Below are 14,646 nucleotides of genomic sequence, written 5' to 3'. Positions count from 1 at the left end.
CAGCACCCTCCCGCCGCTTCCGGGGAGCAGTGGTGCAGGATCTGGGTTCCGCCTTCATGGCTGCCATCGCGCTGGTCCGCGATGGGGATGCGGGGATGCTCGCCATCCTCGGCCTGTCGCTGCGGGTGAGCCTCGCCGCGCTCGGCATCGCGGCGCTGGTCGGGCTGCCGCTCGGGGCGCTGTTGGCGGTGGCGCGCTTCCCGGGCCGGCGGGCCGTCGTCGTCGCGCTGAATGCGCTGATGGGGCTGCCGCCGGTGGTCGCCGGGCTGCTGATCTACCTGCTGCTCTCCCGCTCCGGGCCGCTCGGCGGCTGGGGCCTGCTCTTCACCCCGGGGGCGATGGTGATCGCCCAGGCGGTGCTGATCACACCGATCCTCGCCGCGCTCGCCCGCGGGGTGCTGGAGGCGCTGTGGGAGGAATATGCCGAGGCGCTGCGCTCCTTCGGCGCCGGGCCCTGGCGGGCGGTGCCGACCCTGCTCTGGGACGGGCGCTTCGCCCTGCTGACCGTGCTGCTCGCCGGCTTCGGGCGGGCAAGCGCCGAGGTCGGGGCGGTGATCCTGGTCGGCGGGAACATCGAGGGCTTCACCCGGACGATGACGACGGCCATCGCGCTCGAGACCAGCAAGGGCGACCTGCCGCTGGCCCTCGCCCTCGGCCTGGTGCTGATGGTGATCGTGCTCGGGGTGAATGCGCTGGCCCAGGGGCTGCGTGACGTGGCGCTGCGCCGGGCCGGCTGATGCTGCCGATCCGGGCCGAATCGATCGGCTATGCCGCCGGGGGCGTCGAGATCCTGAGCGGGGTGTCGCTCACCATTGAGCCGGGAGCGCCGATGCTGATCCTCGGGCCGAACGGGGCGGGGAAGTCGGTGCTGCTGCGGCTGCTGCACGGGCTGCTGCGGCCGGGCAGCGGTCGGATCACGCCCGAGGCGGCGATCCGCGGGGCGATGGTCTTCCAGCGGCCGGTGCTGCTGCGGCGCTCGGCACTCGCGAATGTGCGGTACCCGCTGGCCCTGGCGGGCATTCCCCGGCCCGAGCGGATGCGGCGGGCGGAGGCGGCGCTGGCGGAGGTCGGGCTCTCGACCCTGGCCGGGCGGCCGGCGCGGCGCCTCTCGGGGGGCGAGCAGCAGCGGCTGGCCCTCGCTCGGGCGGCGGCGCTGGAGCCGGAGGTACTATTCCTCGACGAGCCCAGCGCCAGCCTCGACCCGGCGGCGACGCGGGCGGTGGAGGAGATCATCGGCCGCATCGCCGCACGGGGGACGAAACTCGTCATGACCACGCACGATCTGGGCCAAGCCAGGCGGCTGGCCGGGGAGGTGGTCTTCCTGCATCGCGGGCGGGTGGTGGAGCAGGCCCCCGCCGCGGCCTTCTTCGCCCGTCCCGCGAGTGCGGAGGCCGCGGCCTTTCTCCAGGGAGAGTTGCTGTGGTGAGACGCCGCCTTCTGCTCGGCCTCCTGCTGACCGGCTTCGCGCGGCCGGTGGCGGCCGAGGAGCGGTTCATCACCCTGGCCTCGACCACCAGCACGGAGCAGTCGGGGCTCTTCGGCCATATCCTGCCGATCTTCACCCGCGACACCGGCATCGGCGTCCGGGTCGTGGCGCTCGGGACGGGGCAGGCGCTCGATGTCGGGCGGCGGGGCGATGCCGATGCCCTCCTCGTGCACGACCGGGCGGCGGAGGAGCGCTTCGTCGCCGATGGCCATGGCGGGCCGCGGCGGGGGGTGATGTACAACGACTTCGTCCTGATCGGGCCGGCGGCGGACCCGGCCGGCATCGCCGGCACGCGCGACGTGGCGGAGGCGCTGCGCCGCATCGCAACGAAGCGACTCCCCTTCGTCTCGCGCGGCGACCGCAGCGGGACGCATGGGGCGGAGCTGCGGCTTTGGCAGGAGGCGGGGATCGATCCGGTCCGGGGCCGCGGGCAGTGGTACCGCGAAGTGGGGCAGGGGATGGGGCCGGCGCTCAACACCGCCGCCGCGCAGGAGGCCTATCTGCTGGCCGACCGCGGCACCTGGCTCGCCTTCCGCAACCGGCAGGGGCTGAAAATCCTGGTGGAAGGAGATGCCCGGCTGCTGAACCAGTACGGCGTTCTGCCCGTTAGCCCGCAGCGTCATCCCGCGGTAAAGGCCGGGGAAGCGCAGGCCTTCATCGATTGGATCACCGGCCCGGCCGGACAGGCCGCCATCGCCGGGTACCGGATCGGCGGCGAGCAGCTTTTCTTCCCCAATGCCAACGAACCGGGCTGAGCACGATGCCGGTTCAGTTTCACGCAAGGGTCTGGCACTATTGCGTGAATGGTGCGGCGGTGCCGCCAGGGTCCCTGCAAGAGGTTGGAAATCCGTGGACACGCTGGCCAATTCTTTCGTTCCGGTTCCGGCCGAGGCGCTCGATGCCGAGACCTTGCGGGCCGCCATCGTCCGCAAGCTCACCTACGACCTCGGCAAGAGCCAGGCGGGCGCGCGCGACCGCGACTGGTTCATGGCGACGGCGCTGGCCGTCAGGGACCGGATCATCGACCGCTGGCTGAGCGTGACGCGCGCCGCCTATGAGGGCGGGCAGAAGCAGGTCTACTACCTGTCGCTCGAATTCCTGATCGGCCGGCTGCTGCGGGATGGCGTGACCAATCTCGGCCTGGCCGAGATGGTGGCCGAGGCGCTGGCGCCGCTTGGCGTCGATTTCGAGAAGGTGCGCCAGGCGGAGCCGGATGCGGCGCTCGGCAATGGCGGCCTCGGCCGGCTCGCCGCCTGCTTCATGGAGAGCATGGCGAGCCTCTCCATCCCCGCCTTCGGCTACGGCATCCGCTACGAGCACGGGCTGTTCCGCCAGATCATCCGCGACGGCTGGCAGCAGGAATACCCGGAGGACTGGCTCAATTTCGGCAACCCTTGGGAATATGCCCGGCCGGAGATCGCCTATGACATCGGCTTCGGCGGCAGCGTCGAGGCGGTGATCGTCTCCGAGGCGCGGATGCGCCATGTCTGGCATCCGGCCGAGACGGTCCAGGCCGTCGCCTACGACACGCCGGTGGTCGGCTGGCGCGGCGAGCACGTGAACACGCTGCGGCTGTGGTCGGCGCGGGCGGCGGATCCGCTGAAGCTCGATGCCTTCAACTGGGGCGACCATGTCGGCGCGCTGGCCGACCGGGTGCGGCAGGAGAGCATCTGCAAGGTGCTCTACCCCTCCGACGAGAGCCCGGCGGGGCAGGAGTTGCGGCTGAAGCAGGAATACTTCTTCGCCTCCGCCGCGCTGCAGGACCTGGTGCGCCGGCACCTCCGCGTCTATGGCGACCTGAGGTCGCTGCCGGACAGGGTGTCGATCCAGCTCAACGACACGCATCCGGCGATCGCCATCGCCGAGCTGATGCGCATCTGCGTCGACCTGCACGGCATCCCCTGGGACGAGGCCTGGGAGATCACCCAGGGCACGGTCAGCTACACCAACCACACCCTGCTGCCGGAGGCGCTGGAGAGCTGGGCGGTGCCGTTGATGGAGCGGCTGCTGCCGCGCCACATGCAGATCATCTACCTGATCAACGCCTTCCACCTGGACCGGGTGCGGGCGGCGCATCCCGCCGACCACCGCCTGCTCTCCTCCGTCTCGCTGATCGAGGAGGGACATGGCAGGCGGGTGCGGATGGGGCACCTCGCCTTCGTCGGCTCGCACAAGGTGAACGGCGTCTCGGCGCTGCACAGCGACCTCCTGAAGAAGACCGTCTTCAAGGATTTCCACCAGCTGGAGCCGGGTAAGGTCGTCAACAAGACCAATGGCGTCACCTTCCGGCGCTGGCTGCAGCAGTGCAACCCGGGGCTGACGGGGCTGCTCGCCGAGACGATCGGGCCGCGCTTCCTCGACGAGCCGGAGGCGCTGAAGGCGCTGGCGCCGCTGGCCGGCGATGCCGCCTTCCAGGCGAGGTTCCTCGCCGTGAAGCGGCAGAACAAGGAGGCGCTGGCGGCGCTGATCCGCAGCCAGCTCGACATCCGCGTCGACCCGCATGCCATGTTCGACGTGCAGATCAAGCGCATCCACGAGTACAAGCGGCAGCTGCTGAACGTGCTCGAGACCATCGCGCTCTATGACGCGATCCGCTCGCAGCCGACGCGGGACTGGGTGCCGCGGGTCAAGATCTTCGCCGGCAAGGCGGCGGCGAGCTACCACCGGGCGAAGCAGATCATCAAGCTGGCGCATGACGTGGCGCGGGTCATCAACAGCGACCCCACGGTGCGGAACCTGCTGAAGGTCGCCTTCATGCCGAACTACAACGTCTCGCTCGCCGAGATCATCGTGCCGGCGGCCGACCTCTCCGAGCAGATCTCGACGGCGGGGATGGAAGCCTCGGGCACGGGCAACATGAAGCTCGGGCTCAACGGCGCGCTCACCATCGGCACGCTGGACGGCGCCAATGTCGAGATGCTGGAGCATGTCGGCGCCGAGAACATCTTCATCTTCGGCATGACGACCGAGGAAGTGGAGCAGCGGCGGCGCGACGGCATCCAGGGCTCGGCGGCGGTCGAGGCCTCGCCGCGGCTGTCCGAGGTGCTGGAGGCGGTGCGCTCGGGCGTCTTCTCGCCGGATGACCGCAGCCGCTACACGGACCTCGTGGATGCGCTCTGCGGCAGCGACTACTTCATGGTCGCGGCCGATTTCGACGCCTATTTCGAGGCGCAGCGCGACGTCGCGGCGCGCTGGTCGGACGAGGCGGCCTGGCAGCGCTCGGCCATCCTCAATACCGCGAATATGGGCTGGTTCTCCTCCGACCGGACGATCCGGGAATATGCCGAGGAGATCTGGCGGGTGCCGGTGCGGAAATAGGCGCCGCTCCACCCCTTGGGCGACGCGGGCGTGATGATGGGAGTGTCGATTCGCAACTGTCGCGCGGATCGAATTCCCGGCAATCTCATCCGGTCGCCAATGGGGGGAGACAGGGATGCCGAACAGCCGTGAGTATGGGCCCGAACGCGCCCATGGGCCCCTGGCCCGCACGGCCATGGCCTTCGTGCTCGCCGGCGGGCGCGGCAGCCGGCTGATGGAGCTGACGGACCGCCGGGCCAAGCCGGCGGTCTATTTCGGCGGCAAGTCGCGGATCATCGACTTCGCCCTCTCCAACGCGGTCAACTCCGGCATCCGGCGCGTCGCGGTCGCCACGCAGTACAAGGCGCACAGCCTGATCCGCCACCTGCAGCGGGCCTGGACCTTCCTCCGGCCGGAGCGGAACGAGAGCTTCGACATCCTGCCCGCCAGCCAGCGGGTCTCCGAGCAGAACTGGTATCTCGGCACGGCGGATGCGGTGTTCCAGAACGCCGACATCATCGCCGACATGGCGCCGCGGCACATCGTGCTGCTGGCCGGCGACCACATCTACAAGATGGACTACGAGAAGATGCTGGCGCAGCACGTCGAGACCGGCGCCGACGTCACCGTCTCCTGCATGGCGGTGCCGCGGCCCGAGGCGAGCGGCTTCGGCGTGATGAAGGTCGACCCGACGGGGCGCATCGTCGACTTCATCGAAAAGCCGGCCGACCCGCCCGGCATCCCGGACCGGCCGGAGCTCGCGCTCGCCAGCATGGGCATCTATGTCTTCGAGACGCGCTTCCTGCTCGACCTGCTGCGGCGCGATGCGGAGGATCCGAACTCGGAGCATGACTTCGGCAAGGACATCATCCCCTGGCTGGTGCGGCACGGCACCGCCGTCGCGCATCGCTTCGAGCGGTCCTGCGTGCGCTCCTCCTCCGAATTCCAACCTTACTGGCGGGATGTGGGGACGGTCGATGCCTATTGGGAAGCCAATATCGACCTGACCGACATCGTCCCGCCGCTCGACCTGTTCGACCGCGACTGGCCGATCTGGACCTATGCCGAGATCACGCCGCCGGCGAAATTCGTCCATGACGTGGTGGGGCGGCGGGGGGAGGCGATCTCCTCACTGGTCTCGGGTGGATGCATCATCTCGGGCGCCTCGGCGCGGCGCTCGCTGCTCTTCACCGGGGTGCGGCTGCATAGCTGGTCGAAGGTCGATGGGGCGGTGCTGCTGCCGCAGGTCGATGTCGGCCAGCATGCGCGGCTGACCAATGTGGTCGTGGACCGGGGCGTGCGCATCCCGCCCGGCCTCGTTGTCGGCGAGGACCCGGAGGAGGATGCGCGGCGCTTCCGCCGCACCGGCAAGGGCATCTGCCTCGTCACCCAGGCGATGCTGGACCGGCTGCAGGGATGAGCCTGCGCGTCCTGGCGGTTGCCTCGGAATGTTTCCCCCTGGTGAAGACGGGGGGGCTTGCGGATGTGGTGGGCGCCCTGCCGGGGGCGCTGGCGGGGGAGAGGATCGGCGTCACGACGCTGGTCCCGGGCTACCCGGCGGTGCTGGCGGCGCTCGAGGGGGCGGAGGCGGTGCGCGACTGGCCGGAGCTTTTCGGCGGGCCGGCGCGGCTGCTGCGCGGTCGGACGGCGGGGCTCGATCTGCTGGTGCTGGAGGCGGCGGGTCTCTTCGACCGGCCGGGCAACCCCTATCTCGGGCCGGATGGGCGGGACTGGCCGGACAATGCGATCCGCTTCGCGGCCTTAGGCCGGGCGGCGGCGGAGGCGGCCGAGGGGTTCGACGCCGTCCATGCGCATGACTGGCAGGCGGGCCTGACCGGGGCCTTTCTGCGGGGGGCGCGGCCGGTGGTCTTCACCATCCACAACCTCGCCTTCCAGGGGTGGTATCCGGCGGAGCTCTTCCCGCGTCTCGGCCTGCCGGCGGAGGCCTTCGCCGTGGAGGGCGTGGAGTATTTCGGCGGCGTCGGCTTCCTGAAGGCAGGGCTGCACTATGCCGACCGGATCACCACCGTCTCGCCGACCTATGCGACGGAGATCGGGACGCCGGAGGGCGGGATGGGGCTCGACGGGCTGCTGCGGCATCGCGCGGCGGTGGTGAGCGGCATCCTCAACGGCCTCGACACGGCGGAATGGGACCCGGCGACGGACCGGCACCTGGCGGCGCGCTTCTCGGCCGCCGCGCCGGAGGGGCGGGCGGCAAACAAGGCGGCGCTGCAGGCGCGGTTCGGGCTGAAGGAGGGCGGGCCGCTCTTCCTCTTCGTCGGACGGCTGGCCTGGCAGAAAGGCATCGACCTGGTGCTGGACGCGCTGCCGGCGCTGCTGGCGGAGGGCGCGCAACTCGCCATCCTCGGCACCGGCGACCGGGGGCTGGAGGCGCGGTGCCGGGAGGCGGCGGCAGCCCATCCCGGCAGTGTCGGGGCGGTGATCGGCTTCGATGAGGGCCTGGCGCGGCTCGGCTATGGCGGGGCGGATGCGGTGCTGGTGCCCTCGCGCTTCGAGCCCTGCGGCCTCGCCCAGCTCTGTGCACTGCGCTACGGCGCGGCGCCGGTGGTGGCGCGGGTCGGCGGGCTCGCCGATACGGTGATCGACGCGAACGAGGCCGCGCTGGCGGCCGGGGCGGCGACGGGGCTTCAATTCGCCCCGCCTTCGGCCGAGGCGCTGGCGGGGGCGCTGCGTCGGGCCGCGGCACTCTGGCGCGACGGGGCGCCTTGGGCGGCGATGCGGCGGAATGCGCTGGCGGCCGATGTCTCTTGGGCGCGCTCGGCCGGTCGCTATGCGGCGCTGTTCCGGGAGCTGGCGCATGGCTGAGCCGCAGCCTGGGGTCGTCCTCGAGGGCGACGGCGTGCGGGTCGGCGTGGTCGCGCCGGATGCGGCGGCGGTCGATCTCTGCCTCTTCGAGGGCGAGCGGGAGGTGGCGCGGCACCGGCTGACCGAGCGCATCGGGGCCCTGTGGCATGGGCATGTGCCGGGCGTCGGGGCGGGGGCGCGCTACGGCCTCCGCGCCGAAGGGCCCTGGGCGCCGGAGGAGGGGCATCGGTTCAACCCGGCGAAGCTGCTGGTCGACCCCTGGGCGGTGGCGCTCGACCGCGGCTTCCGCCTGCATCCAGCGCTCTTCGACACGGGCGAGCGGCCGGACGGGACGGACAGCGCGCTTTTCCTGCCGAAGGCGATCGTCGCCGCGCCGGCGGAGCCGTCCGCGCCGCTGCCGCCGCTGCCGCAGGGGCCGCGGGTGATCTACGAGGCGCATGTGCGCGGCTTCACCATGCGCCACCCGGCAATTCCGGAGGCGATCCGCGGCACTTTCGCCGCGCTCGGCCATCCGGCGGCGATCGCGCATCTGCAGCGACTCGGCGTGACGCATCTGGAGCTGTTGCCGGTGGCGGCGGGGATCGACGAGCGGCACCTGGCGCCGCTCGGCCTCACCAATTACTGGAACTACAACCCGGTCGCCTTCCTCGTGCCCTGCCCGCGCCTGGCGCCGGGCGGCATGGCGGAGGTGCGGGCGGCGGTCGCGGCGCTGCGGGCGGCGGGGATCGGTACCATCCTCGACGTCGTCTTCAACCACAGTGGCGAGGGGGATGCGGCGGGGCCGACGCTCTCGCTGCGTGGCCTCGGCAACCGCGCCTTCTACCGCACGCGCGGTGCCGGCTATGCCAATGACGCAGGGACGGGGAATACCCTCGCCCTCGACCGGCCCTGGCCGCTGCGGCTGGTGATGGACGCGCTGCGGCACTGGGCGGTGCAGTCTGGCATCGCCGGCTTCCGGCTGGACCTGGCGGCGACGCTCGGGCGGCGCGAGCACGGCTTCGACCCGGATGCGCCGCTGCTCTCCGCCATGCGGCAGGACCCGGTGCTGCGCGAGTTGCTGATCATCGCCGAGCCCTGGGATATCGGCACTTATGAGCTCGGCCGCTTCCCGGCCGGCTGGGGCGAGTGGAACGACCGCTTCCGCGACACGGCGCGACGCTTCTGGCGCGGCGATGGCGGGCTGCTGGGGGAGCTGGCGACGCGCTTCGCCGGCTCCGCGGATGTGTTCGGCGCCGACCGGCCGGTGACGGACAGCGTCAACTTCATCACCGCGCATGACGGCTTCACCCTGACCGACCTTACCGCCTACACGGAGCGGCGGAACCACGCGAATGGCGAGGAGAACCGAGACGGGACGGCGGAGAATTTCTCCTGGAACCATGGCGTCGAGGGGCCGACCGAGGATGCCGGCGTGCTCGCCCGGCGGGCCGGCGACGTGCGGGCGCTGCTCGCCCTGCTGCTGACGGCGCGGGGGACGCCGATGCTCTCGATGGGCGACGAGGCGGGGCGCAGCCAGGGCGGCAACAACAACGCCTATGCGCAGGACAACCCCATCTCCTGGTTCGACTGGGAGGAGATGGATGAGTGGCTAGTCGAGTTCACCGCCGCTTTGGTGCGGGCGCGCCTCTCCCATCCGGCCCTGCACGGCGGGCGGAGGCTGACCGGCGCCGCCACCGATGCGGGCGGCATCCCCGATGTGGAATGGCATCGGCCGGAGGGCGGCGAGCCCGATTGGGATGGGGGCCGCAGCCTGCTCGTCCTGCTCCATGCCGAGGGGGACCGGGTGGCGGTGGCGCTGAATGGCGGCGAGGAGCCGGTCACGCTCGCCCTGCCCGCGCCGCGGCCGGGCTTCGCCTGGCAGGTCCTGGCCGACAGCGCGGGGGCCTCGGGCGCGCTCGCACCGCGCAGCCTCAGGCTGCTGGCGGAGCGGGCTGATCCAGCATGATGTCGTAGCGGATGAAGCCCGGGTTCACCGCCACCTGATCGTAGAGGCAGCGGGCCTGCGCATTGCCCTCCTGCGTCTGCCAGTAGAGCCGCGGGCAGCCGCGCGCCCGGGCCCAGTCCGCCACGGCCAGGATCAGGGCCGGCGCCACGCCGCGGCCGCGCGCCTCCTCCGCCGTGAAGAGATCCTGCAGGTAGCAGACGTCATCGGAGGAGGTGTTGGCATGCACCAGGAAATGGGTGATGCCGACCAGCTGGCCCTCGAGCCTCGCCCCCAGCGCATGCATGCGCGTATCGGCCTCGAACGCGGCCCAGGCGCTGTCGTACATCGCCTGCAGCAGCTCCCGCTCATAGAAGCGGATATAGGCGCGGAACAGCTCCTCCCATCTCGCCCGGTCCTTGGGCCGCGGGCGGCCGATGGCGATCACTTGGCGACCGCCGGCAGGCCGAGCGGCGCGCCCGCGCTGCGCCGCTTGCGCTCCACGATGCCGACGATGCCCCGCGGCAGGTAGATCATGAAGAGCACGAGCAGGATGCCGTAGATGAAGGGCGCGCCGCCGGTGAACTCGGTGCCGAAGGCGATGCGCAGCACCTCCTCGAGGCCGATGGTGATGATGGCGCCGACGGTCGGGCCGAGCGGCGCGTACATCCCGCCCGCGATGGCGCCGAAGACGATCTGCAGCGAGATGCCGAGGCCGGCCAGCGATTCCGGGTTCAGGTACATCCGGTACTGCGCCATCAGCGCGCCGGCCAGTGCCGCGAGCGCCGTCGAGATCAGGGTGACGCGCAGCTTCTCCCGCGTCACGCGGATGCCGATGGAGGCGGCGGCCTCCTCATCCTCCGAGATGGCGGCCAGCGCCTTCGAGGCCATGGAGCGGTCGAGCAGCCACCAGGCAAGCAGCCCGGTCGCCCAGGCGAGCAGGGCCAGCCACCAGAAGCCGGCCTTGTCGAACTGCATCGCTATCAGCCCCTGCTCGGGCGGGACGCGGTTCGGCGTCATGCCGAGCGAGCCGCCCGTATGCTCGCGGAGCGCGGTGATGAGGATGCGGACGATCTCGCCGGCGGCCAGCGTCACCAGGGCGAAGTAGTGGCCGACGACCTTCAGCCGGAAGCAGGGATAGCCGAGCATGACGCCGGTAAGGGCCGCGAGCGCCACGGCGACGGGGATGCCGATCCAGGGACTGAGCCCGGCCATGTTCCAGAGCAGCGCCATGGTATAGGCGCCGATGCCGAGGAAGGCGCCATGGCCGAAGGAGACGAGGCCGTAGCGCCCCATCATCGCCCAGCCGGTGCCGGCGACGGCGGTCAGCAGTACCGTCACGCCGAGATGGAGGAAGTAGTCGGGCGGCGAGAGCAGCGGCAGACAGGCCAGCGCCAGCAGCAGGGGGATGACGTATTTCATCGGGCGAAGAGCCCCCGCGGCCGGGCGAAGATGGTGACGATGAAGAAGCCGAAGGCGACGACATAGGAGAATTCGGTCGTGCCCCAGAAACCGCCGACCGAGACGATGATCCCCATCAGGAAGGCGGCGAGGAAGCCGCCGAGCATGTTTCCGAGGCCACCCATGACGCAGATCATGAAAGTGATCGGGCCGAAGGAGAGGCCGACGAAGGGATGCACGTCGAGCTGCACGACGAGCAGACAGGCGGCGAGGCCGGCCAGCGCCCCGCCCACGGCGGAGGCGATGAGGTAGATGCGCTGCGGGTCAACGCCCATCAGCGGCATCACCTCCCGGTCGCGGGCGATGGCGCGGATGGCGGTGCCGACATAGGTGAATTTCAGGAAGGCCCAGAGCAGCGCCGCACCCACCAGCGCGGCGCAGAAGGCCGCCAGCTTGGTGCCGCTCACGAAGATCTCGCCCACCTCCATCGGCGGCATGTCGACGCCGAGGCTGCGGAAGTCGGTGCGGAAGATCAGCGTCATCGCCCCCTGGAGCAGGAAGAGCACGCCGCCCGTCGCCAGCACCTGGTTGATCGGCGGGGCCGCGAGCAGCGGCCGGACGACGAGCTGGTGCAGCAGGATGCCGAGCACCGAGACGACAGGCAGGCAGGCGGCGAAGGCCATCCAGAGCGGCCAACCCGCCTGGGTGTAGAGGAACCAGACGGCATACATGCCGACCATCACCAGCTCCGCATAGCAAAGCCAGACCACGTCCACGACGCCGAAGACGAGGTTGAGGCCGAGCGCCGGCAGGGCGAAGACGCCGCCGAGCAGGATGCCGTTGACGAGGGCTTCCAGCAGGAAGGGATCCATCGGTCAGTGCCCTCCGAGATAGCTGCGGCGGATGGCCGGGTCGGCGACGAGCTCGGCGGAGCGCCCCTCGGCGGCGACGCGGCCGGTCTCCAGCACATAGGCGCGGTCGACGACGCGCAGCACCTGAGCCACGTTCTGCTCGACGATCAGCACCGTCAGCCCCTCCTCGCGGATCCTCCGCACCAGGTCGAAGACCTGCTGCACGACGATCGGGGCAAGGCCGGCCGAGGGCTCGTCCAGCAGCAGGATGCGCGGGGCGCACATCAGCGCCCGGCCGATGGCGCACATTTGCTGCTCGCCGCCCGACAGGGTGCCGGCCAGCTGGTGGCGGCGCTGCTTCATGCGGGGGAAGAGGTCGTAGACCCGGTCGCGCCGCTCGGCGAAATGGGCGCGGGCGGCGGGGGAGAAGGCGCCGACCTTCAGGTTCTCCTCGACCGTGAGGTGGGGGAAGAGGCGGCGGTTCTCCGGCACATGGGCGATGCCGAGCGAGGGCAGGAGATGGGCGGGCGTCGCCGCCAGGTCCTGCCCGCCGAAGCGGAGGCTGCCCGCGGTCGGGCGGATCAGCCCGGAGATGACGCGGAGCAGGGTGGTCTTGCCGGCGCCGTTCGGCCCGACGACGCCGACCGCCTCGCCCGGCTCGACGCGGAGGCCGATGCCGAAGAGGGCCTGGAAGTCGCCATAGCCGGCATGGATGCCGGCGAGCTCCAAGGCCCCGTTCATGCGGCGCGGCTCTCGGGCGGCCCGAGATAGACCTCGGCGACGCGCTCGTCGGCCTGTGCCGCCTCGGGCGTGCCCTGGAAGATGACGGCGCCGTGGTCGAGCACCACGACGCGGTCCACGACGGAAAGCAGCACGCCCATGATGTGCTCGACCCAGACGATGGTGATGCCGCGCTCGTCGCGGATGCGCTTCAGCATGGCCGCGGCCTGGTGCATCTCGCCGGTGTCGAGGCCGCCGAGGCTCTCGTCGGCCAGCAGCAGGCGCGGCTGGGTGGCGAGCGCCCGGGCGAGCTCCAGTTTCTTCAGCCCGGCGGCGCCGAGGCCATGGGTCGTCGCATGCGGGTCGTCCGGAAGCTGGGCGAGGCGGAGGGCGTCGCGGGCGCGCGTCTCCGCCTCCTCCCGGGTAATGCGGCCGCCGGCGCCGTAATGCGCGGCGAGGGCGGCATTCTCCAGCAGGGAGAGGCCGCGGAAGGGGCGGGGGATCTGGAAGGTGCGGCCGATGCCGCGCCGGCAGGTCTCGTCCGCCGTCAGCCCGCCGATCTCCTCGCCGGCGAGCCGCACCGATCCCGCCGTAGGGCGCAGCATGCCGGCGATGCAGTTGAAGGTCGTGCTCTTGCCGGAGCCGTTCGGGCCGAGCAGGCCGAGGATCTCGCCCCGGCCGACCGCGAAGGAGACGGCATCGACGGCGGTGAAGCCGCCGAAGCGCTTGGTGAGCCCCGCGACCTCCAGCAGCGGCGCCGCGCTCATCGCGCGGCGTAGGCGTTGCTGGCCGGCAGCGGCATCACGATCGGCTGGCCGAGCGAGCCGGGCCAGACCACCTTCGACTTGCCGTTCTCGAACTGCATGACGACGGCGAGGCTGCGCTGGTTCTGGCCGGACATCGGGTCGCCGGGCGGGGCGAATTTCACGCCATAGCCCTGGATCGTCCCACCCTCCGGCACGTCCACCGCCAGCGCCGCCTCGCGCAGTGCATCGGCCGACATGCCGCCGCTCTTGCGGACGGCGGGCTTGAGGACGTGCTCGAGGAAGATCCAGGTGTTGTTGAAGCCCATGGAGGCGTGGGTCGGCGGGTCGCTGAGCCTGTGCTTGGCCTGGAAGCGGTCCATGAAGGTCTTCGCCAGGTCACCGACGCCGGGCTGCAGCTTGCTCCAGTCGAGCATCTGCGTCGCCGCCGGGTCGACATTGCACATGAAGTTCACGTCCTGGCCGAAGGTCTCCGTCAGCCGGTCGATCTGCGACCAGCCGGCGCCATGGCCGACCAGCATCTTGAACCGGAGGCCACCCGACTTCGCTTGGCGGAGGAAGAGGGTGATGTCCGGGTTGTAGCCGACCTGGAGGACGATGTCCGGCCGCTCCCGCCGCAGCTTCGTCACCAGCGTCGAGAGGTCAGGCGCGGTCGAGGAATAGGCCTCCTTGAGGACGATCGGCATGTTGCGCTGCTTGGCATTCGCCTCGATCGCGGCGGCGACGCCGGTGCCGTAGGGCCCGTCCTCGTAGATGACGCCGAGCTTCACCTTGTCGGGCGCGATGCCGAGCTTGGCCTGGGCGTTCTCGGCGATGGCGGAGATCGAGCCCTCGCCATACTGGTCGGAATGCACGGTGGGGCGGAAGACGTAGCGGAAATTCTTGTCCTTCAGCACCGCGGTCGCGATGGCGGAGGTGATCCACATCATCTTCTTCGCCTGCTCGAAGCGGCCGGAGAGCGGCACGGCATGGGCGGAGGAGTAGATGCCCGTCACCACCTCGAGCTTCTCCTGCCCGAGCAGGCGCTCCATCTCGTTGATCGCCACATCGGCCTTGCTCTGGCTGTCGGCGGTGACGGCCTGGACGGGGCGGCCGTCGACGCCGCCGCGCTCGTTGAAGAGCTCGATCGCCACCTCGGCACCCCAGAAGAGCGGCTGGCTGCCGGCGCCGGCGAAGGGGCCCGAGAGGTCGGTCATCACCCCGACGCGCAGCGGGTCTCCGCCGCGCGCCGGCCCCTGGGCGCGTGCCGCCGTCGCGGGGATGGTGAGGGCGGCGCCGGCCCCCAAGAGGCCGCGCCGGGTGGTCCCGAATGCCGTCATCTGGCGTCTCTCCCTGGCGCCGCTGCCCTCTGCCGGAGCGCGTGCCCAACGAAGCCAAGCC

Annotated in this window: 13 protein-coding genes; 7 read left to right on the top strand and 6 right to left on the bottom strand. The window is 71.1% G+C overall.

The features are described from left to right. The first annotated feature begins 32 nt into the window (after positions 1-32). From AC5JJ1_RS01670 to glgX, 7 genes are all read left to right on the top strand, one after another. Positions 33-737 (top strand): ABC transporter permease, encoded by a 705-nt coding sequence (locus tag AC5JJ1_RS01670; protein WP_495783361.1) that lies wholly within the window; start codon positions 33-35, stop codon positions 735-737. Continuing rightward, on the top strand, positions 737-1,426 hold the full coding sequence (locus AC5JJ1_RS01665) for an ATP-binding cassette domain-containing protein (RefSeq protein ID WP_495783360.1): 690 nt from the start codon (positions 737-739) through the stop codon (positions 1,424-1,426). Before AC5JJ1_RS01670 ends, AC5JJ1_RS01665 begins: the two co-directional genes overlap by 1 nt. After that, positions 1,423-2,241 (top strand): ABC transporter substrate-binding protein, encoded by an 819-nt coding sequence (locus tag AC5JJ1_RS01660; RefSeq protein ID WP_495783359.1) that lies wholly within the window; start codon positions 1,423-1,425, stop codon positions 2,239-2,241. The genes AC5JJ1_RS01665 and AC5JJ1_RS01660 overlap by 4 nt, the downstream gene beginning before the upstream one ends. Before the next feature lie 94 nt (positions 2,242-2,335). Further along, positions 2,336-4,804: a glycogen/starch/alpha-glucan phosphorylase gene (locus AC5JJ1_RS01655; RefSeq protein ID WP_495783358.1), complete on the top strand. Its 2,469-nt coding sequence runs from the start codon at positions 2,336-2,338 to the stop codon at positions 4,802-4,804. A gap of 115 nt (positions 4,805-4,919) precedes the next feature. Beyond that, complete coding sequence (gene glgC, locus AC5JJ1_RS01650; RefSeq protein ID WP_495783357.1) at positions 4,920-6,203, top strand: glucose-1-phosphate adenylyltransferase; 1,284 nt, start codon at positions 4,920-4,922, stop codon at positions 6,201-6,203. Between the two features lie 2 nt (positions 6,204-6,205). Beyond that, a complete protein-coding gene (gene glgA / locus AC5JJ1_RS01645) occupies positions 6,206-7,609 on the top strand; it encodes a glycogen synthase GlgA (protein WP_495783425.1) in 1,404 nt (467 codons plus the stop codon). Then, positions 7,602-9,554, top strand: coding sequence for a glycogen debranching protein GlgX (gene glgX / locus AC5JJ1_RS01640; protein WP_495783356.1), 1,953 nt, complete (start codon positions 7,602-7,604; stop codon positions 9,552-9,554). The genes glgA and glgX overlap by 8 nt, the downstream gene beginning before the upstream one ends. Here glgX and AC5JJ1_RS01635 read toward each other — a convergent pair. The 6 genes from AC5JJ1_RS01635 to AC5JJ1_RS01610 are packed head-to-tail and all read right to left on the bottom strand — an operon-like array spanning position 9,520 to position 14,585. Further along, complete coding sequence (locus AC5JJ1_RS01635; RefSeq protein WP_495783355.1) at positions 9,520-9,978, bottom strand: GNAT family N-acetyltransferase; 459 nt, start codon at positions 9,976-9,978, stop codon at positions 9,520-9,522. The two genes, glgX and AC5JJ1_RS01635, sit on opposite strands and share 35 nt — an antisense overlap. Then, positions 9,975-10,952, bottom strand: a complete 978-nt coding sequence (locus AC5JJ1_RS01630; RefSeq protein ID WP_495783354.1) for a branched-chain amino acid ABC transporter permease — start codon at positions 10,950-10,952, stop codon at positions 9,975-9,977. The genes AC5JJ1_RS01635 and AC5JJ1_RS01630 overlap by 4 nt, the downstream gene beginning before the upstream one ends. Next, complete coding sequence (locus AC5JJ1_RS01625; protein WP_495783353.1) at positions 10,949-11,803, bottom strand: branched-chain amino acid ABC transporter permease; 855 nt, start codon at positions 11,801-11,803, stop codon at positions 10,949-10,951. The genes AC5JJ1_RS01630 and AC5JJ1_RS01625 overlap by 4 nt, the downstream gene beginning before the upstream one ends. A 3-nt stretch (positions 11,804-11,806) precedes the next feature. Further along, on the bottom strand, positions 11,807-12,523 hold the full coding sequence (locus AC5JJ1_RS01620; RefSeq protein WP_495783352.1) for an ABC transporter ATP-binding protein: 717 nt from the start codon (positions 12,521-12,523) through the stop codon (positions 11,807-11,809). Next, positions 12,520-13,269, bottom strand: a complete 750-nt coding sequence (locus AC5JJ1_RS01615) for an ABC transporter ATP-binding protein (RefSeq protein WP_495783351.1) — start codon at positions 13,267-13,269, stop codon at positions 12,520-12,522. Before AC5JJ1_RS01615 ends, AC5JJ1_RS01620 begins: the two co-directional genes overlap by 4 nt. Further along, complete coding sequence (locus AC5JJ1_RS01610) at positions 13,266-14,585, bottom strand: ABC transporter substrate-binding protein (RefSeq protein WP_495783350.1); 1,320 nt, start codon at positions 14,583-14,585, stop codon at positions 13,266-13,268. Before AC5JJ1_RS01610 ends, AC5JJ1_RS01615 begins: the two co-directional genes overlap by 4 nt. Between the last annotated feature and the right edge of the window lie 61 nt (positions 14,586-14,646).

The organism is Belnapia sp., from assembly GCF_059504005.1.
Note: the sequence above shows the minus strand (reverse complement) of the source record. Positions and strands in the feature narration are given on the sequence as shown.

What these genes read in the sequence shown, in the direction of transcription:
- glgX (WP_495783356.1), top strand. Translation starts at nt 7,602, where the DNA reads ATGGCTGAGCCGCAGCCTGGGGTCGTCCTCGAGGGCGACGGCGTGCGG.
- AC5JJ1_RS01610 (WP_495783350.1), bottom strand. Translation starts at nt 14,585, where the DNA reads ATGACGGCATTCGGGACCACCCGGCGCGGCCTCTTGGGGGCCGGCGCC.
- glgC (WP_495783357.1), top strand. Translation starts at nt 4,920, where the DNA reads ATGCCGAACAGCCGTGAGTATGGGCCCGAACGCGCCCATGGGCCCCTG.
- AC5JJ1_RS01630 (WP_495783354.1), bottom strand. Translation starts at nt 10,952, where the DNA reads ATGAAATACGTCATCCCCCTGCTGCTGGCGCTGGCCTGTCTGCCGCTG.
- AC5JJ1_RS01665 (WP_495783360.1), top strand. Translation starts at nt 737, where the DNA reads ATGCTGCCGATCCGGGCCGAATCGATCGGCTATGCCGCCGGGGGCGTC.
- AC5JJ1_RS01620 (WP_495783352.1), bottom strand. Translation starts at nt 12,523, where the DNA reads ATGAACGGGGCCTTGGAGCTCGCCGGCATCCATGCCGGCTATGGCGAC.
- AC5JJ1_RS01625 (WP_495783353.1), bottom strand. Translation starts at nt 11,803, where the DNA reads ATGGATCCCTTCCTGCTGGAAGCCCTCGTCAACGGCATCCTGCTCGGC.
- AC5JJ1_RS01615 (WP_495783351.1), bottom strand. Translation starts at nt 13,269, where the DNA reads ATGAGCGCGGCGCCGCTGCTGGAGGTCGCGGGGCTCACCAAGCGCTTC.